Source organism: Alcanivorax sp. (assembly GCF_002733835.1).
Lineage (GTDB): Bacteria > Pseudomonadota > Gammaproteobacteria > Pseudomonadales > Alcanivoracaceae > Alcanivorax.
Window position 1 is genome coordinate 59,909 of the sequence record NZ_NVWY01000006.1, and the last position, 18,331, is coordinate 78,239.

Below are 18,331 nucleotides of genomic sequence, written 5' to 3' on the forward strand. Positions count from 1 at the left end.
GCCGGGAAAAATCATGTTTGGACATCGTCTTCTGAAGCTGGCCGCCTGGCCAGGTGAGCGTCGTTTTGCGGCTGGCCGAGAGCGGCTGGAATCGGTACAGCGGCAGAAACAGGCCGCGCTGCTCAAGCGGGTGGCGGCCAGCCCGCTGGGGCGTAGCAACGCCATTCAGGCAGATTGGTCATGGGAAACCTTCGCTGACCGGCAGCCGGTTACGGATTATGAGCAATGGGCCGACGCAATCACCTTGTCGCGGGAGCAAGGTGATTGCCAGTTGATCGATTCCCCTTTGGTTCGCTGCCAGCCAACCAGTGGCTCCACGTCCGCGATTAAATGGATTCCCTATACCCGCCAGTTTCTCGGTGAACTGGATGCGGCCATCAGCCCCTGGATTGTGGATTTGTACCGGCAGTACCCCCGACTGGTTCAAGGGCGTCATTACTGGTCCATGTCCTGGGTGCCCACCTCGCTGCGCGACAATATGCGTGAGGACGTGAATGACGACATCCAGTTGATGTCCATGGGCAAGCGCCTGCTGGCCGGGGCAACCCAGTGTGTGCCGCAGGATGTGGCGTTGGCGAGAACCTCTGATGATTCCCTGTTTGCCACCCTTGCGTATCTGGTTAGCGACCCGTCTTTATCCATGCTTTCGATCTGGAGTCCTACTTTCGGGCTGGGGATGTTGCGTGCCATAGCGCAGTGGCGAGAGGAACTTGCAGAGGTACTCAACACCGGGCGCTGGGGAAACCGCATGCTTGGTGGTGCCGTGGACTCCTGCCCCTGGTCTCCGCAAGCGGCAGCCTTGCTGCGTGAGTGGGACGGCCGCTTAAACGCGGATTTTCTGATGGCGCTGTGGCCGAAACTGGCGCTGGTGAGTGCCTGGGATACGGCGGCCTCCACGCCGTGGGCAAAAGAGCTCCATGCGTTACTTCCCCAGGCCGCGTTTCAGGGCAAAGGACTATGGGCCACCGAAGGCGTAGTTACCATTCCCTATGCGGGCCGTTATCCACTGGCGTATCGCAGCCACGTGTATGAATTTCAGGATCCCACCGATGGCCGTATTTTCGCTCCCTGGCAACTGGAGGCCGGGCAGCAGGTCATGCCGTTGATGAGTACCGGCAGTGGCTTATTGCGCTATCGCCTGAACGATCTGGTGGAAGTGGATGATTTTGTCGGCGGTATTCCCAGCCTGCGTTTCCTTGGTCGAGCAGGAACCACTGATCTGGTTGGCGAAAAAATGACGGCGGCGGCTGTGGATGGTGCCATGGCGGCCCTGGCGTTGCCGGAGGAATTACTACCGGTATGCACGGTGGCGGTGGATCAATCCGCGCAGGGTTTACCTGGTTATGTGCTGTTACTGGAAGGGGAAAACCTGGCCGTAGCGCAGCACATAGCGGTGCAGATGGAGTCAGCGTTGCAGCTGCATTTTCATTACCAGTTGGCACGCAACCTGGGGCAGCTGGCCCCTTTGCGCTGCGTTATCCATCCGGGCATGCGTGAGCGTTATCTGCAGCACTGCCGTCAACGCGGCATGATCGAAGGCAATATCAAAATGGAGTCCCTGCAGTATTGGGCAGGGGCGCTACCAACCTGGCTGGAAGCGCGTACGGCACAAGCGCAAGATTGCGGGGTGCCGGTATGAGTTATCGCATACGGCCTGCCTGTGACCAGGATAACGGAGCCATCCTGGCGCTGTTGCAGGGGACGCCACAACACGGTGCAGTGACCCTGAATTTTGAGCGGAACCCGGATTACTTCCGGGGCGCTCAGGTGACCTGCGAACAGCCAGACGTGTGGGTGGCTGAGCCCAAGGGGGGCGCCGGTGAACTGGGTGCTGTCTACAATGTGGGCTGGCGCCACCTGTGGGTGAATGGCGAGGTCAAACCGATCCGCTATGCACACGATTTACGTATCGCACCGCAATTTCGTAATGGCCTGGTTCTGCACCGCCTGTTCCGCCAGTTGCGCAAGCAGTTGTCTGAGGGGGAGTGGATGCAGACCACGGTGCTGCGCGACAACGAGGCCTCACTGGGGTCCGTGGCCAGTGGCCGTGCCGGGCTGCCCACCTATTACCCCCATGGCACTATCGAGACCAGCCTGGTGTATACCCGGGCGCGCCATCAGCGGTTGCCAAAAGATGTGCAAATTCGGCAAACCGGTGAAGCCAACCTGCCTGCCATGGCAGCGTTGCTGCAACGGGAAGGGGCCAGCAAGCAGTTCTTTCCCTACTGGGATGTTTGCCGGGTACGCGGTGACGCTTATTGCTACGGACTGAACCCGGAGAGCTTTCTTGGGCTGTGGGTCAATGGGCAGCTGAAGGGGTTGCTGGGATTCTGGGATCAGCAGGGCATAAAGCAGACGCGCGTCTTGGGTTATGCACGGGGTCTGCGGGTTTTGCGCCACCTCTACAATACCCATAGCGTTTTACGCGGTGGCATGAAGCTGCCTGCGCCCGGTGGCATCTTGTCCTATCTCACCTTGCACAGTGTGGTGGTGGAAGATAACCAGCCCGAGTTGCTGCGTCTGTTGCTGGATCACGCCGTGGACCGTTTTCATGGTCGATATGATGCCCTGGTGTGTGGTTTCTTTGCCCAGGATCCTCTGGCACGTGTGCCGGCACGCTACCGCCGCCGTCTGTTATTGAGTGATCACTTTCTGGTGAGCTACGACGGTGACCCCCGGGCGCAACTGGATGACCGCCTGCCCTATGTGGAAGTGGCGCGCCTGTGAATACCTTGCCAGCCAGAGCATTGTCGTCCCGGCCGCCGGTGGATTATATCGGCATGTGGTACCGCGCCCGAGCCGGGCTGGGTATTGATGATCGCATAGAATTTATCTTCATCGATCCGTACAGCGGTGAACGCGACACCGTCGCCTTGCGCCATCGGGACCATGATGGGGTGGGCGGCATTACCCAGGCCTTGAAACAACGCGGGGTGACCCCGCCGGCCATGCCACTGAGCCGCCAGAAGCAGGCACCGCGCTGGTGGCAGCGTTGGCAACGGTTGCCGGACGACCTGCCTGCGGTGGAACCGGTGTGGCGCCGCTGGCGGGACTTGGCTGGGCAAGCAGAACCTGAAGCGATCGAAGCCAGCCCGGTCTGCGTGCAATGGTTGAATCCGGCGCAGACCCGCGCGCTGTATCAGCGAGCCCACCAGCACAAGGTATCCGTGAACAGCCTGCTGTTGCTGGCATTGCACCGGGCGGTCTGTGACACCCTGATGTTGCACGGCATTGCCGGTAGCTGGTGCTTTCCGGTGAACATGCGCGGTGTGGTGCCCATGTTGCGTGAGGACATGAACCTGTCCAGCGCGTTCTATCTCACTGTGGACCATGAGGACAAGGCCGCCAGGCTGGACCGCTCCGTGCGCGGCTACCTCAAGGCCAATGTGCACTGGCGGTATTGGCACCTGGCACGTATTGGCCGCTTGATTGGCCAGCGGGGGGTGAACTGGTTGTGTGGGCGTTTGCAGAAAGGCACCCGGCACTGCGGGTCTTTTTCCAGCCTGGGTGAGTGGGAAATGGACTTTGCCTCCGCCGGGATGCCCAAAGATACCGTGTTTGCCTGCTGTGGCCCGGGCAGCCCGAGCCATCCGGTCGCGAATGGTGTGATTGTGGTAAATGGCTGTATGAGCCTGTCCCTGAAAGTGCACTCTTCCCTGGGCGTGCCGCAAGCCACGGTACGCCAGTGCTTGCAGCGCTGGGTTAATTGGCTGGGAGTGGTTGAATGAAATTGCCTGCCGGTTTGCGTTCCCTCAGCTTGCGGACACTGGTGGCGTTGCTGGCCACCCTGGCCATGGTGATGGCCGTTTTCTCACTTTATCTGGTGCCGCCGGCCCCCCCGCCGGCCAAGGCCAAGGATAGCGTGTTGGCCCTCAATACCATCACCGTGGATTGGCGGGATGTGGTGATTCCGGTGTTCAGTCAGGGCCAGGCCACGGCGCGCCACGACCTGCCGTTGAGTCTTGAGGTCTCCGGGCGAATTCAGGAGGTAGCGCCGGCGTTTGCCGATGGTGGGCGAGTGGCTGCAGGCGATGTGTTGCTCAAGCTGGATCCGGAGCCTTTTGCTCTGGAGGTCACCTCGCGTCAGAACAGTGTCCATGCGGCGCGTCTGCACCTGGCCCAGACCCGGGCCAAGGCGCGGGTGTCCGGGGCTTCCGGGCGCTCATCGGCGCTGGGGCGGTTCGAGCCGCAACTGGACGAAGCCTTAAGCCGGCTGAGTGCCGCCCGTGCCAGCCTGCGTCAGGCGGAGCGTAACCAGGAACAGACCGAATTGCTGGCGCCGATCAGCGGGCGCCTGAAAGCTGTACAGGTGATGGCAGGGCAACATGTGCAGGCGGGCAGCAAGCTGGCCCAGCTGTACCAGGAAGATCAGGTGGAAATTCGCCTGCCGGTCCGTGATGAGTGGCTGGGCTTGCTGGGTATCGTGCCTGGTGATGACAGCACTCTGGAGGCGGTCAGTGTGATCCTTACCGGCCGTTTCGCGGGGCGGGAGGGGCACTGGGAGGGCAAGGTGGTGCGCCGTGAAGGGGGGCTGAACCGCAACCAGATGATGTACCTGATCGTGCAGGTCGCCAACGACGGTCAGTCATTGCCGCTGGAACCCGGTGTGCTGGTGCAGGCGGAACTGCGCGGTGCCGCGACGCCGGCGGTGGCGGTGCTGCCCCGTTCTGCCCAGGCCGGTGACCAGTCCGTTTGGGTGCTGGACGACGACCAGCGCTTGCGCCGTCAGCAGGTGGCGATACTGCATCAGGACAGTGACAACCTCTACCTCCACGATGGGGTTAACAGCGCGACGTCGGTGGTGTTGGCCGGTGACCTGCAATTGCTGGAAGGCATGCGGATCGATCCGCGTCCGGCCCAGACTGGTCTGGCCCATAACAGCGAAAACCGTGGTGAGGGACATCCATGAATCGTTCCATTGCCTGGTTCGCCAGAAATGGGGCGGTTGCCAACCTGTTGATGATGACCCTGCTGCTGGCAGGGCTGCTGGCCATTCCCCATACCCGTCAGGAAACCCTGCCCAATGTGCCGCTGGACCGCATCGGCATTTATGTGGCGTACCCCCAGGCCACCCCGGAAACCGTGGAATCGCTGGTCTGTACGCCGGTGGAAACGGCGGTGGACGATGTGGAGGGCGGTACCGAGCTGATCAGCGAATCCCGTGAGGGGTTATGCAGCGTGCAGCTGGATGTGCTGGAAGGGCATGACACGGGCGATGTGCTGGAGCAGATCCGCACGCGCCTGGATGCTCTGGATAACCTGCCCAAGGGAGCCGCCCGCCCGCGAGTGCAGGAGCTGATTGTGCGTAACCGGGTGGTGCGGTTGTTGCTTAGTGGCTCCTTGTCACGCACGGACTTGTACCAGCTGGGCAACCGGGTTCGCCGGCAACTTCTCAACCGTGATGCTATTTCCAGCGTGGATATTGAAAACCTGCCGGAACGGGAAATGGCGCTGCTGGTTTCCCGGGATGACCTGTATCGCTACGAGCTGACGCTGGATGGCATTGCGGCTGCAGCCAGCCAGAGCGTGCAGCGCATCGCCGGTGGTGTGTTGCGCAGCGACAAGGGCGACTGGCTGCTGCAGACCGGCGAACAGCCCGGTGATGCCCGTGCTTATGAGCAGCTGGTGATCCGCCAGTCGGACCAGGGCGACTTGTTGAAACTGGGCGATGTGGCCCAGGTGCAGGACGGCTTTTCCCGGGACACCCAGGCCGCCTGGCTGGATGGCAAACCGGCGGTGGCGCTGGATGTGTATCGGGTAGGCGATCAGAACGTGCTGGATGTGGCCGGAGCGGTGCGTAACTACCTGGCTGAGGCGGACTTGCCCCCCGGTGTCGGGTTGCAGGTGTGGAGTGATGATGCCCGCCAATTCAGTGAGCGCTCCAACCTGCTTTGGCGTAACGCCTTGCAAGGCCTGGTACTGCTGACGCTCATGCTGGCCATCTTCCTGACCCTGCGGCTGGCGGGCTGGGTGGCGCTGGGGATTCCCGTGTGCATGCTCGGCGCCTGCGCCATGCTGCCGTTGCTGGGTGAGTCCTTCAACACCATCTCCCTGTTCGCCTTTATTCTGGTGCTGGGGATTGTGGTGGATGATGCGGTGATCGTGGGCGAAAGCATTGATCACCAACGCCGCCAGGGGCTGACCGGTGGGCAAGCCGCTATCAGTGGGGCGCAACGGGTGGCGAAGCCGATTTTGTTTGCGGTGATGACCACGCTTTTTGCCTTTGCCCCCTTGTTGTTTCTGCCGGGGCCGGAAGGGGCATTGATGCGGGTTATCCCCATCGTCTCGATCACCATCTTGCTGCTGTCGTTGGTGGAGTCCCTGTGGATTTTGCCGGCCCACTTGAGCCACGATCGCCCGGCGCGGGGGCTGTGGCTGAAATCCGAACAACTGGCCACACGGCTTAACGATGGTCTGGAGCATTGGCTGGACCGGCGCGCCCGGCCCATTCTGCGGCGCTGCCTGCATTGGCGCTATGTGCTGGTGGTGGTGTTCGTGGGCCTGTTTATTTTCTGCTGTGCGCTGGTCAACAGCGGCTGGCTGACCATGGTGCTGTTCTCACGGGTAGAAGGGGATCGGGTGATGGCGGAAGTGGTGTTCCCGCAGGGGACCGGCGACCTGCGCCTGGCCCGGGAAGTGCGCGAGCTGGAAGACTCCGCCCATACCCTGGCACGTCAGCTGGCAGAGGGCGTTGATGATGATCAAGCCGAGGCACCGATCCACATCGATGCGGTGTTTGCCGAACAGGGCGTGCGCCAGAAAACCTCCAACGCCCGTGATCCCGGTGCGCGATATCGGGTTCGGGTGACCCTGGCGATCAGCGGTGATACCAGCGCCATGCCGCCGCGGGAAATCGCACGGCGTTGGCGTGACCAGCACGGGGTGATCGCCGATGCGTTATCGGTGAAGTTCCATGCCAGCCTGATGCAGGTGAAGCCGGACATTCATATCAATTTGTTCCACCCGGATCTGGCTACGTTGCAGCGTATGAGTGAACAGGTGGCGTTGGCGTTGACGCGCATGGAGGGGGTTCATGAGGTGGCCAATAATCTGCATGCCCAGCGAACTATTGTGGATATCAACCTGCGTGAAGAAGGGGAGCGAGCCGGCTTGCGCGCCGAGCAAGTGGGGGCGCAGGTGCGCAATGCGTTCCATGGCATCGAACTGGACCGCTGGTTCGAGCAGGACCAGGAGGTGCCGGTGATGCTGCGGCTGGCCCAGGCCGACAGCCGCCAGATTACCGATCTGGAACGGATGCCGGTGCAACTGGCCGACGGTGAAATGACCGTGCTCGCCGCCGTGGCCTCGCTATCGCGTCGCCAGGCGCCAGCCATGATCAGCCATTACGATGGGCGCCGCAGCGCCACGGTGAGTGCCTTTGTGGATGAGCATGCCACGTCCCCGGCTCTGGCGATGGCGGAGCTGCGCAAGGCGCTGCTGGATCCGATGATGGCCGCTGACGATAAAGCCGGCTGGACGGTGGCGGGCAAGCAGGCGGCGATCAAGGACTTCCTGTCACACCTGTCGATAAGCTATCTGATTGCATTGGCCGCAATCTTCTTCCTGCTCACCATTCTGTTCGGCGGTTATGGTCAGCCCTTGCTGGTGATGGCGGCGATTCCGTTTGGCCTGGTGGGGGCCTTTATGGGGCATTTTCTGCTGGGTTACAGCGTGACACTGTGGTCGCTGGTGGGAATCATCGCGGTGAGCGGCGTGGTGGTGAATGACAACCTGGTATTGCTCGATGCCATCAACGACCTGCGGGAAAAAGGCGCGTCGTTGCGCGATGCGGTGATTCGTGGTGTGAGCGGGCGGTTGCGGCCAGTGATGTTGACGTCCATCACCACCTTTGCCGGTGTCGCACCGCTGATGCTGGAAACCAGCGTGCAAGCCCGCTTCCTGATACCCATGGCTGTCTCGCTGGCCTTCGGGGTGCTGTTTGCCACCCTGGTGAGCTTGCTGTTAGTGCCCAGCCTGTTGGTGATATCCAATGATGTGAAGGGGCTGGTCACCCGCTGGCTGGCCCGCTGGCGAGCACCGGAAGCATCGGAACAGGATACCGTGGAGATGGCCTATGAACGCGGCCGCTTGTATGCAGGATGGGCAGGGGACAACCCGTATCACGATGCCGTGCTGGGCTCCGCCTGGGAGGCAGGCCGGCAGGATTACCTGCAAGGCCAGGCAGGCGCGCAGTGATGCAGGTTTCTGGCGGGGCTTGGTGCGTCAGGTTTTTGGCGTCAGCCGCCAAGCAAATCCCATGAACGCAAGAGGCCGCACCCCAAGCAGGGGCGCGGCCTCTTCGTTAACAGCAAGCGTTGCGGTTGTACGCGTTGTGGCGTGCCGCGTGGAGCCTGTTGCGTCTCTTTTTACGCCTTACCTTGATTGGCCACCGCTTCCGCTGCTTTTGCAGCCGCTTCTGCGTCGCCCAGGTAGTAGTTCTTGATGGGCTTCAGGTCGTCGTCCAGCTCGTAGACCATCGGCACGCCGGTGGGGATGTTGAGCTTGACGATTTCCTCGTCGGAAATGTCACCCAGGTATTTCACCAGCGCGCGCAGGCTGTTGCCGTGGGCGCAGATCAGTACCTGTTTGCCGGCTTCGATTTGCGGTTTGATGTCGCTTTCGAAGTAAGGCACGAAGCGGTCGACTGTGTCTTTCAGGCTTTCTGACAGGGGGATCTGCGCTTCGCTCAGGTCCTTGTACACCCGGAAGTTGCCGGCATAACGCTCGTCATCGCGCTCCATTTTCGGCGGTGGCGTATCGTAGCTGCGACGCCAGATATGTACCTGGTCATCCCCGTACTTGGCGGCAGTTTCCGCCTTGTTCAGGCCCTGCAGGGCACCGTAGTGGCGTTCATTGAGGCGGTAGTCACGGATCACCGGAATCCACATCTGGTCCATGTTGTCCAGAATGCTCCACAGGGTGCGGATCGCACGCTTGAGCACTGAAGTGTAAGCCACATCAAACTCAAAGCCGGCTTCCTTCAGCAGCTCGCCTGCGGTGCGGGCTTCCTCGCGGCCTTGATCGGTCAGATCCACGTCTTTCCAGCCGGTGAAGCGATTTTCCTTGTTCCATACGCTCTGGCCGTGGCGGACCAGTACCAGTTTCGTGCTCATTAGCGTTATTCCTGTGCGATTTCAATGCGGCGCAAAGAGTAGCAGAAATGCGCCGGGAAATTGAGCGCCACAGCCCGTATAATCGTCGCAAATTCTGTTGCCGCTGCCGGCAAGGCCTGTCCTGTGTGTTTTTTTGCAGACCATTTTGCCCTTTTCATGCGCAGCGATGACCTGTGAAAGCCGTTTCAAGGGCTTTTTCATTCCCGGATAAGGCGAAAACATGGCGTATCTTTGGTGCGAGGACAATCAGGCAATCAGTGAATGGCAAGCTGGGCTGACGGCGGGGACCCCGCTGTATCTGGACACGGAATTCATGCGCGAGCGCACCTTCTGGCCGCAATTGGCGCTGGTGCAGGTACACGACGGTGAACAAATTCGCCTGATTGATACCACCCGGGTGGACGGCCCCACACTGTCTCCGGTATTTCAGCAGCACACCCTGGTCATGCATGCCTGCTCGGAAGATCTGGAAGCCATTGCCACCTTTACCGGCCAATACCCGGCTGCCATCGAAGATACCCAGATTGCTGCGGCGCTGAGCGGCGAAGATATGCAGTGGGGGTACCAGAAAGTGGTCCAGATGCTGCTGGGTGTTGACCTGCCCAAAGGCGCAACGCGCACCAACTGGCTGAAGCGGCCATTGAGCGATGAGCAGCTTCACTACGCTGAAGATGATGTTAAGTATCTACCTGAGGTGGCCGGGATCCTCGCCGAGCGGCTCGATGGGCTGGGTCGACGGGGCTGGTGGGAAGAAGAGTGCGCACGCTTGCTGAACCAGGCCCGTAGCGAAATCCGGCCGCAGGACGCCTGGCGTAATGTGAAAGGCGCCGGTCTGTTACAGGGGCAAAGCCTGGCGGTGCTGGCGGCTCTGGCGCCCTGGCGAGACCAGATGGCGCGCGAACGGAACCTGCCGAAGAGTTTTGTGCTCAAAGATGCCCAATTACTGGATCTGGCCCGTGCCAGCCGCAGTGATCGTGGGTTGTTGGCGGATCTGGGTTTCCATCCCAAACAGATTCGCCGCGATGGCGATGCGTTACTGACACTGATGGAAGAGGGCCGTCGGCAGACTCCGCCGGAGCCGCTGCCTGGGCCGCCGGATGCGGCCCAGAAGAAACTGGCCAAGACCCTGCGCAGCCGGGTAGGCGTGATTGCAGAAAAAATGGACATGAAACCGGATGTACTGATGCGTCGGCGTTGGCTGGAAGCCCTTATCCGCAACCCGGAGCAGGTGCCGGAGCCGTTGACCGGGTGGCGTTACGACATCGTCACTCAACCTCTGCTGGAGTTGCTGAAGTGAGTGAGGGAGTGCTGAAAGGTAAACTGTTTTGTTCGATCTACAAGAGCCGTCGTAAAAGCGGCATGTATTTGTATGTGGATCGCCAGAAAGGCCTGAAAGACGTGCCGGAAGTGTTGATGGGGCAATTTGGCCACGCTGTACATGTGACCGACATGATCCTGAGCCCGGCGCGGCCTCTGGCTCGGGCGGATGTGGAGCAGGTTATCGGTAAAATCCGCGAGCAGGGCTTTTATCTGCAGATGCCGCCGCCGCCGGATGAAGACCTGTTCATGGCCGATGGCCATCCGGATAAACCGGCCGGGCGTGATGCCTGACGTGACCCGGCCACTGCGTGCGCAGTTCTGGACCCTGCCGCTGAGCGAGCTCAATGCCCGCGAGTGGGAGGCGTTGTGCGATGGGTGTGGCCGCTGTTGTCTGGTCAAACTGGAAGATGAAGACAGTGGCGAGCTGGCGTTTACCAATTTGGCCTGCCGCTTTCTGGATAGCAAAAAATGTCAGTGTCGTGTGTATCCGGAGCGTTTTCAGCGGGTCCCTGACTGTATTCAAGTGACTGAAGCCATTGCCCGGGATACCGACTGGTTGCCGTCCACTTGTGCGTATCGTTTGCGCGCCCATGGCCAGCCGTTACCCGGCTGGCACCCGCTGCTTAGCGAAAATGCGGGCAGCGTGAAGCAGGCGGGTATCAGCGTGGCCGGGCGCGTGGTGTCCGAGCAGCTTGTGCCGGAAGACGATTGGGAAGAGCATATTGTTCACTGGATCGACTGAATCCAGGCAAGGGCCTGGCAGTGGGTTCCATTACACGTGTAGGAGAAGTTGTGACAACACAAGCATATCTATGGGGCTGGTTCGTCTACCTGATCGGCAGCATCGGCGTATTGTTTGTCTGGTGGTGGCTGACACGTCCGCTGTCACGATGGGGCAAGGTACCGTTGCGAACCCTGTTGACGGCCCTGTTGCTGACCCCCTGGTCCGTTTCCCCGCAGCATGACGAATGGGCGCCGGCCTGGGTGGTCAGTCTGTTCGATGGCCTGGCCCAGGAGGATGTGAGCCTGTGGCGTGCTGGTGGGCCGCTGTTGGCCATGCTGGTAGTGGCATTGGTGGTGGCGGTGTTTGAACTGTGGCGGCAGCGGCGCAAACAAGCGGCCCTGTCGGTTCAGCAATGAGCCAGTGTATTTTCTGCCAGATCCAGGCGGGTACGCTGCCCGCCAGTGTGGTTTACGAAGATGAGCAGGCCATGGTGATTCTGGATCTGTTTCCGATCCGTGAAGCCCATTGCCTGGTGATCCCGCGTGAGCACGCGCCCTTGCTGGAAGGCCTGGATTCTGCCGTGACACACCATTTGATGGATCTGGCACGGCGGACCATAGTGGCGCAGAAGCGCGCTGGCCTTGCCGTCAAGGCACATAACGTGGTGGTCAACGATGGTCGTGAGGCTAATCAGCATGTGCCCCATGTGCACGTGCATGTGATTCCCCGACGCGGTGGCGATACGTTGGTAACGGCGCTGACCTGGGCAACCCGGCTACTCAACGTCTTCGGTATGGCGAAACGACGCAGACGTCTGGATCGCATGGCGGGTCTGTTGTCTGAGCATTTCCCGGATACACCCTGATTCCCGCTTTGCCTTATTGCTGCTGTGGCCTTGTTACCGGGCAGGCTTTCGCCAGGCGCGCACCCGAAGTGGCCAGTTCACGGTGCGTGTGTAAGGCCCCCACTGTTTTCGCAGCGCGTCACTGAATGGGGCGAGCGGGCTCTTCCCTGCCTTGGCGGCCTGCGTCAGGGCGGACCAGGTATCCAGATAACCAATGAACGCCTCCACGGACCATTCCCGTTTTATGGTGGTTTCGGCAAACCGCAGGCTTGGCCAATCCATCTGCGCGTCGGGATAGCCCGCCACCACGTCGGCCCGTTCCGCCGGCCACCATGGGCCCAGTGGGCCGTCATGGAATGCCCTGACCATACCCTCCAGTCCTTCCACATCGCACAGGCCATAGCTGATCAGGGCCAGCACGCCGCCGGGTTTCAGAACTCGCTCGACCTCGGTAAAGAACGCGGCTTTGTCGAACCAGTGAAAGGCCTGGGCGACGATGATCAGATCCACACAGGTATCCGGGAGAGGAAGTTGATGGGCCTGGGCTGCCAGAAATGCGGAGGCTGAAGCTGGCGCTGCCTGAAGTTGCGGGAGACTGATATCGGTGCCGATCACGTGCTGGAAGTGAGGTTCCAGGCCGCGGCTGGCCTGGCCGCTGCCGCAGCCCACATCTACAGCAATATGGGGGGCGGGGCTTTGGGCGCTGAGCCATTCAAACAGGGTGTCGGGGTAGGTGGGGCGAAACTGCTGGTAGTGCTGGCCACGTTGAAACAGGCTGTCAGTCACTGAAATAGCCGCTGGTATCGAAATGCGCAGCCCACAGTCGCCCATCGGCTCGCTCCAGGTCCAGGGCGACCCCTGCCAGCAGGTGGCCTTCCGGGGCCGCACACCAGGCGATGGTGCCGTAAAGGTGGTAAGTGCCGTGGTTTTCCAGCAGGGCAACCCACAGCTCCACATCCGTATTGGGCTTGATTGGCGCGGGCAGCTCTACGCTGATGCCGGCCAGTGAAATGTCGTGGGTGGTCAGATACAGGCGATCTTCCGGGGCCACGGAGTTCGAGCCGGCGGGCAGCAAGGTAAGTGACAGGCTCTCTTCCCGGCTTATCCGGGGGTGGCGTCGGTTGTCCATTGCTGTGGCCATATGACTTATCCGTAAATCATTCTGTCAACAACGTAAGCGGCTGTGGCCATGGAGGCAACCACCCCGAACAGGAACAGCAAGAATAGCAGGGCGGGTTTCACCGTCTTGGGAAGCGCTTCGGTTTCGCGTGAAGCGCGGGGTTCTTGCGTTTTACTCATCCGTTATCTCCCTGACATATCCGCATACTTTACAGTATCAGTTATTCCGGGACGATAGGAAACAGGGGCCTTGCAGGGCGGGTAACGCGAGCCCTGCAAGGGTTTTTGGCAGTTTGCGACCCTGATCACCCTGTGACGTCTATTTTCTGGAATAGCCAGTGATGCAGGTTGTCAGAGAGCAGCGGCACAAAGGCGACCAGCAACAGGGCCGTAAGCATGACGGCAATGGGTAGCAGGTATTTTTCGTAGCGCCGGTAGAAGGAACCGTTGATGACTTTGGCGCTTTCCACTTCGTCATCACCGACGACCTGACGGGTTAGCAGGTGATTCAATGCGACCGGGGGGGACAGATAGCCCAGCTCGAAGGCGACGAGGCTGATCATCCAGAAATGCAGTGGGGCGATGCCGTTATCAAAGGCGACCTGGGCGATGGTCGCGTTCACCAGAATCACTGCACCAAAGGGGTCCATGATCATGCCGATGATGACCATGGTCACCACCAACAACGTCATGGCGACCCAAATCGAAGGGAAGGTTTCCGGCAAGGCTTCCATGATGCCGGAGCGTTCCAATAGTCCCCCCATGCTGACGGTCAGTGCCATCAGCATGAGCAGGGCACCAATATGTCCGGTGGTTTCGTTAGTAGAAAAGCGCAGAGAGCTTTCCAGGGTGGTTCCAACGCCTTCTTCCTCAGCGGGCAGCTCTGATACCTCGCCGCTGGGTTTGAACAAATAATGGATAAGCAAACTGATGCCGAGAATCAGGTTTCGCCAGAACAGCCCGGTTAACGTATCGGAAAGCTGGTTGGCGGAGGTGCCAGATGGAATATTGCCGGCATCCAGTGCGTTGCTGACCAACCAGACGTCATAGCTTGAATGGATCAGCAGGAGAGCCAGTACGGCGGCGCAAAGGTGCAGGAAATGGCGGCTGAATTTTTCATAGATCAGCACAGCCAGCATGATCACCGGCAAGATGATGGGCGCATAGTTCTCGTTAAGCTGCGCATCCAGGACATCCCTGAAAACCACCACCACGGTGCCAATGACAATGACGTAAGGCAGCAGGGGGACAAGCCGTTTCAGGCTTGCGGGAACTGCCTGTGAGAACGGCGCGATGCGAGCTGGCTCGGTGCGCGCAAACTGACTGTAAATGAAGAACAGTAGTAGCGATAAACCGAAGACCTTGATGCCGGAAGTGAACAGTTCGTCTGTGGTTACGCTGTTATTCAAGGCGGCGATAATCACCACCAGCAAGCAGGGGCGAAGCACCACGCCCATGGAGCCAGACATGGCTGCCCCGGCCAGAGCCAGCTGTTTTCTCGCGCCAGCGCGGACCAGCTCATGGTATACGGTTGCACCAGCCGCGATGATAAAAATACCGGATGCGCCGGTATAGGCGGTAGGTATGGCGGTAACAGCAAGGATCACAAAACACATCAGCTCGGGTGACATGCGCCAGGGGCGCAGCACATCGAAGACCAGGTGCACCATTCTGGTCTGTCGCAGCATCATCCCTACCCAGATATAAAGCCCCAGGCTGAGAAACATGGTGGAAAATTCCATCATCATGCCCAGGTAGACACTGGTGCCGTGCAGATACCCCTGAGACATGAACTGGATGCTGGCACTGAGGCACATATAGGAGTACAGCGGAATCGTCAGGAATGCCTTGCCCCAGCCGCCGCCTTCTTCCAGATCTTTAGGGGGTGACAACAACTGCCAGAGAGAAGCGGCACTGAGAATGGCGAAGCCGCCTATCCAGAATTGATGCAAATAAAAGTGGTTCACCTGGACGCCATCAGCTATCGCTCTGATTTCCTCGCTGCGATAGATCAAGGCAGAAACCAGAAGCAGCACATTGGCAGTGAGCTGGCCAAGGGTGGAAACCAGATGGTCCTTGCGGGTGCGTGCCGGGCGCAAAGCGATATGGTGCCGGGTCAGTGTGGCCGTCGCTGCGCAAATGAGCAGCAGCAAGCAAAGAATCAGCCGTTTGTAGTCGCCCAGAATGCTGACCACCTGTGCCACGCCTCCCTCCAGGGTACGAAAGGCAACGACGCCGGGGGTGACCTTTTCCTGGACCATTTGGTAATTCGCCCACTTTTCACGGCACAGCGTTTGTGCGGATTCCAGCGACTGGCGCAACGCCTTTTCATCGATTTCGGTGCCAAAAAAACCGGCGAGGGGGTCGTCGGCCATTTTCTGTTTCTTTTCGGCAATGGCGCGTTCCAGCTCCCTGTCCAAGTCAGCATCCGCGTTGCAGGTGGGTTCGTTCAGTGCTCCTGCGCTACGTAACTGGAAGTAGTTGTCCCAGGTGTTTTCACCGATCGAGAGAAGTTGGGAGTGAATAACCTGCCCGGAAGCCAGGAAAATGGTCAGCAATAGCAGCAGCAGGGCAGGCAGGGAGGAAAACCACTCGCGGGCGGTACGCTGTTCCATGCGTAGGGGGGTGGCCATTTTTTGTCCTTGTTATTTTCCTGAGAGCAAAGATTTTGCAAATTAGCATACTGCTACCAGCAGGGAAAGGCGGGACCAATGACGTAACGAGGCAGGTGTAGTGCGTCTGGCTAGGTGCTGAGAGAAGAGGCCTGCTTGAGTGCTAGGCGGGTGTCCAGAAACGCAAAAAGGGCCCAGAGGGCCCTTTTTGGTGTTGCGGTTGACGTTAGTGAACGCCGGCCTGGATCTTCTGGAACAGGAACTCGTGGAGCGAGTCCGACATCAGCGGTACGTAAGAAACCAGCAGCAGCGCAGTCAGCATCACCGCGATCGGCAGCAGGAACTTTTCGTAGCGGCGATAGAAGCTGCCACCCGGTACCTTGGCGGATTCCACTTCCTCGTCCCCGACCACTTGCCTTGTCAGCAGATGGTTCAATGCGACTGGGGGCGATAGGTAGCCGAGCTCGAAAGCCACCAGGGTAATCATCCAGAAATGCAGTGGCGCAATACCATTGTCAAAGGCAATTTGCGCAATAGTTGCGTTGACCAGAATCACCGCCCCATAGGGGTCCATGATCATGCCAATGATCACCATGGTAACGACCAGCAGGGTCATGGCCAGCCAGATGCTCGGGAAGGTCTCAGGCAGCATTTCCATGACGCCTGAACGCTCGATAATACCGCCGACGCTTACCGACAGCGCCATTAGCATCAGCAGGGCGCCAATGTGGCCGGTGGTTTCGTTGGTGGCGAACCGCAATGAGCTTTCCATTTTGTCGCCGACACCGGGCTCTGGTTGATAATGCGGATCCATATCCGGTGTTTTCACCAGATAGTGGATTACCAGGCAGGCACCAAGGATGACGTTGCGCCAGAACAGCCCCCAGAACAGGCCTTCCAGTTGCTCTGCAGAGGTACCGGTGGGAATGGCGCCAGCGTTCAGAGCATCATTAATGATCCACAGGTTGTAGCAAGAATAGATCAGCAGTGGTACCAGGATCACGGTGAAGACATGCAGCGATTTCTGGCTCAGCTTTTCGTAGGCAAGAATCGCCAGCAACATCACCGGCAGAATGATCGGTGCGTAGTTCTCGTTCAGCTCCGTATCCAGCAGATCCCGGAAGAGCACCACAACCGTCCCCATGATGATCACATAGGGCAGCAGAGGGATCAGGCGTTTCAGGCTCTGGGGAACCGCTTCAGAGAACGGTGCAATACGTGCGGGGGCAGTACGGGCGAACTGGCTGTAAATGAAGAACAAGAGTAACGACAGGCCAAAGATTTTCAGGCCGGAAGTGAACAGTTCATCCGTGGTTACACTGTTGTTTAGCGCAGCGATGATAACCACCAGCAGGCAAGGACGTAGCACCACACCCATGGAGCCGGACATGGCGGTGGCAGCCAGAGCCAGCTGTTTGCGGGCGCCAGCACGAACCAGCTCGTTATAGATTGTAGCACCGGCGGCGATGACGAAGATGCCCGATGCCCCAGTATAGGCGGTAGGTACAGCGGCAACTGCGAGGACAACGAAACACATGAGCTCCGGTGACATTTTCCAGGGACGCAGCACGTCGAAGACCAGATGGGCCATCTTGGTTTGGCGCAGCAGCATACCGATCCAGATATACAGTGCCAGGCTCAGGAACAGAGTGGACAGCTCCATCATCATGCCGAGATAGACGCTGATGCCGTGATAGTAACCCTGGCTGATGAATTGCGCCCCGGCGGTAAGACACATGAAGCTGTACAGCGGAATGGTCAGCATTGCCTTGCCCCAGGTGCCGCCTTCTTCAAGGTCCTTGGGCGGACGAATCAGCTGGTACAGAGCAGCGAGTGACAGCAGCAGGAAGCCGGCGATCCAGAACTGGTGCAGATAGAAATGGTTTACCTGAACGCCGTCGGCAATGGCGCTAATTTCTTCGCCGCGGTACAACCAGGCAGACATGAGCAGCATCACGTTGGCGGCAAGTTGCCCGACGCTGGAAACAAAGTGATCTTTGCGGGTGTGTGCCGGGCGCAGGGAAATATGATGGCGGGTCAATGTGGCGGTCGCGGCACAGATCATCACCAGCAGGCAAAGCAGCAAGCGTTTGTAGTTCCCGAGGGTGGTCACCACTTTGGCAACGCCGCCTTCCAGTGTCCGGAAAGCAATCACGCCTGGGGTCGCTTTTTCCTGAATGAGTTCGTAGCGTTCCCATTTGCCTCGGCAGTTCGCTCTGGAAGACTCCAGGGACTTGCGCAGGGCATCTTCATCGACGTCCGTGCCGAAGATACCGGCTAGCGGGTCGTCAGCCATTTGCTGTTTTTTCTGCTTGATGGCTTTTTCCAGCTCCTGATTCAGGTCTGGATCACGGTTACAAGTGGGTTGTTCCACCATCCCCGCGCCACGCAAAAGGAAATAGCCTTCCCAGGTGTTTTCGCCGATTTTCAGTAGCTGAGAGTGAATGACTTCGCCAGAAGCCAGAAAAATGGTCAGCAGAAGAAGAATCAGGGTGGGAAGGGAGGATAACCATTCCGCCACGGAACGGTTTGCAACAGTCAGAGAAGGTTTATCCATTGTGCACCCGGTTATTGTTATACCGCCGTAAAAGCGAAAGAA

General features: G+C 59.4%; 17 protein-coding genes. 10 read left to right on the forward strand and 7 right to left on the reverse strand.

Features of this window, described 5'->3' with window-relative positions; all coding sequences use genetic code 11:
- The first annotated feature begins 13 nt into the window (after nt 1-13).
- Genes COA55_RS05120 through COA55_RS05140 form a run of 5 tightly spaced genes read left to right on the forward strand, consistent with a single transcriptional unit; the run spans nt 14 to nt 8,196 of the window.
- Nucleotides 14-1,639 carry a GH3 auxin-responsive promoter family protein gene (locus COA55_RS05120; protein WP_290500890.1) on the forward strand — a complete coding sequence of 542 codons (1,626 nt, stop codon included), beginning with the start codon at nt 14-16 and terminating at the stop codon, nt 1,637-1,639.
- On the forward strand, nt 1,636-2,727 hold the full coding sequence (locus tag COA55_RS05125; protein ID WP_290500891.1) for a hypothetical protein: 1,092 nt from the start codon (nt 1,636-1,638) through the stop codon (nt 2,725-2,727). The genes COA55_RS05120 and COA55_RS05125 overlap by 4 nt, the downstream gene beginning before the upstream one ends.
- Nucleotides 2,724-3,728: a hypothetical protein gene (locus COA55_RS05130; protein WP_290500892.1), complete on the forward strand. Its 1,005-nt coding sequence runs from the start codon at nt 2,724-2,726 to the stop codon at nt 3,726-3,728. Before COA55_RS05125 ends, COA55_RS05130 begins: the two co-directional genes overlap by 4 nt.
- Nucleotides 3,725-4,909 (forward strand): efflux RND transporter periplasmic adaptor subunit, encoded by a 1,185-nt coding sequence (locus COA55_RS05135; RefSeq protein WP_290500893.1) that lies wholly within the window; start codon nt 3,725-3,727, stop codon nt 4,907-4,909. Before COA55_RS05130 ends, COA55_RS05135 begins: the two co-directional genes overlap by 4 nt.
- Nucleotides 4,906-8,196 (forward strand): efflux RND transporter permease subunit, encoded by a 3,291-nt coding sequence (locus COA55_RS05140; protein ID WP_290500894.1) that lies wholly within the window; start codon nt 4,906-4,908, stop codon nt 8,194-8,196. The genes COA55_RS05135 and COA55_RS05140 overlap by 4 nt, the downstream gene beginning before the upstream one ends.
- Before the next feature lie 170 nt (nt 8,197-8,366).
- Here the strand turns inward: COA55_RS05140 and gpmA are convergent, their stop codons facing one another.
- Together gpmA and COA55_RS05150 are read right to left on the reverse strand one after the other, a co-directional pair.
- Nucleotides 8,367-9,113: a 2,3-diphosphoglycerate-dependent phosphoglycerate mutase gene (gpmA, locus tag COA55_RS05145; protein ID WP_290500895.1), complete on the reverse strand. Its 747-nt coding sequence runs from the start codon at nt 9,111-9,113 to the stop codon at nt 8,367-8,369.
- A 21-nt stretch (nt 9,114-9,134) separates the two neighbouring features.
- Nucleotides 9,135-9,335 (reverse strand): hypothetical protein, encoded by a 201-nt coding sequence (locus tag COA55_RS05150; protein ID WP_290500896.1) that lies wholly within the window; start codon nt 9,333-9,335, stop codon nt 9,135-9,137.
- Here COA55_RS05150 and rnd point away from each other — a divergent pair.
- Genes rnd through COA55_RS05175 form a run of 5 tightly spaced genes read left to right on the forward strand, consistent with a single transcriptional unit; the run spans nt 9,334 to nt 12,022 of the window.
- Entirely contained in the window at nt 9,334-10,410 is a 1,077-nt protein-coding gene (rnd, locus tag COA55_RS05155; protein WP_290500897.1) for a ribonuclease D, read from the forward strand. The two genes, COA55_RS05150 and rnd, sit on opposite strands and share 2 nt — an antisense overlap.
- Entirely contained in the window at nt 10,407-10,724 is a 318-nt protein-coding gene (locus COA55_RS05160; protein ID WP_231880701.1) for a YcgL domain-containing protein, read from the forward strand. The genes rnd and COA55_RS05160 overlap by 4 nt, the downstream gene beginning before the upstream one ends.
- Nucleotides 10,717-11,175 carry a YcgN family cysteine cluster protein gene (locus tag COA55_RS05165; RefSeq protein ID WP_063520998.1) on the forward strand — a complete coding sequence of 153 codons (459 nt, stop codon included), beginning with the start codon at nt 10,717-10,719 and terminating at the stop codon, nt 11,173-11,175. Before COA55_RS05160 ends, COA55_RS05165 begins: the two co-directional genes overlap by 8 nt.
- A gap of 50 nt (nt 11,176-11,225) precedes the next feature.
- On the forward strand, nt 11,226-11,573 hold the full coding sequence (locus COA55_RS05170) for a hypothetical protein (protein WP_290500898.1): 348 nt from the start codon (nt 11,226-11,228) through the stop codon (nt 11,571-11,573).
- Nucleotides 11,570-12,022, forward strand: coding sequence for an HIT family protein (locus COA55_RS05175; RefSeq protein WP_290500899.1), 453 nt, complete (start codon nt 11,570-11,572; stop codon nt 12,020-12,022). The genes COA55_RS05170 and COA55_RS05175 overlap by 4 nt, the downstream gene beginning before the upstream one ends.
- Before the next feature lie 33 nt (nt 12,023-12,055).
- Here the strand turns inward: COA55_RS05175 and COA55_RS05180 are convergent, their stop codons facing one another.
- From COA55_RS05180 to COA55_RS05200, 5 genes are all read right to left on the reverse strand, one after another.
- Nucleotides 12,056-12,787 carry a class I SAM-dependent methyltransferase gene (locus COA55_RS05180; protein WP_082904809.1) on the reverse strand — a complete coding sequence of 244 codons (732 nt, stop codon included), beginning with the start codon at nt 12,785-12,787 and terminating at the stop codon, nt 12,056-12,058.
- Nucleotides 12,780-13,142: a PilZ domain-containing protein gene (locus COA55_RS05185; RefSeq protein ID WP_063521000.1), complete on the reverse strand. Its 363-nt coding sequence runs from the start codon at nt 13,140-13,142 to the stop codon at nt 12,780-12,782. The genes COA55_RS05180 and COA55_RS05185 overlap by 8 nt, the downstream gene beginning before the upstream one ends.
- A gap of 5 nt (nt 13,143-13,147) precedes the next feature.
- Nucleotides 13,148-13,300, reverse strand: coding sequence for a hypothetical protein (locus COA55_RS05190; protein ID WP_156497094.1), 153 nt, complete (start codon nt 13,298-13,300; stop codon nt 13,148-13,150).
- Nucleotides 13,301-13,425: 125 nt separating this feature from the next.
- On the reverse strand, nt 13,426-15,753 hold the full coding sequence (locus tag COA55_RS05195) for a TRAP transporter large permease subunit (RefSeq protein WP_290500900.1): 2,328 nt from the start codon (nt 15,751-15,753) through the stop codon (nt 13,426-13,428).
- A gap of 205 nt (nt 15,754-15,958) precedes the next feature.
- Nucleotides 15,959-18,289 (reverse strand): TRAP transporter large permease subunit, encoded by a 2,331-nt coding sequence (locus tag COA55_RS05200; protein WP_290500901.1) that lies wholly within the window; start codon nt 18,287-18,289, stop codon nt 15,959-15,961.
- Between the last annotated feature and the right edge of the window lie 42 nt (nt 18,290-18,331).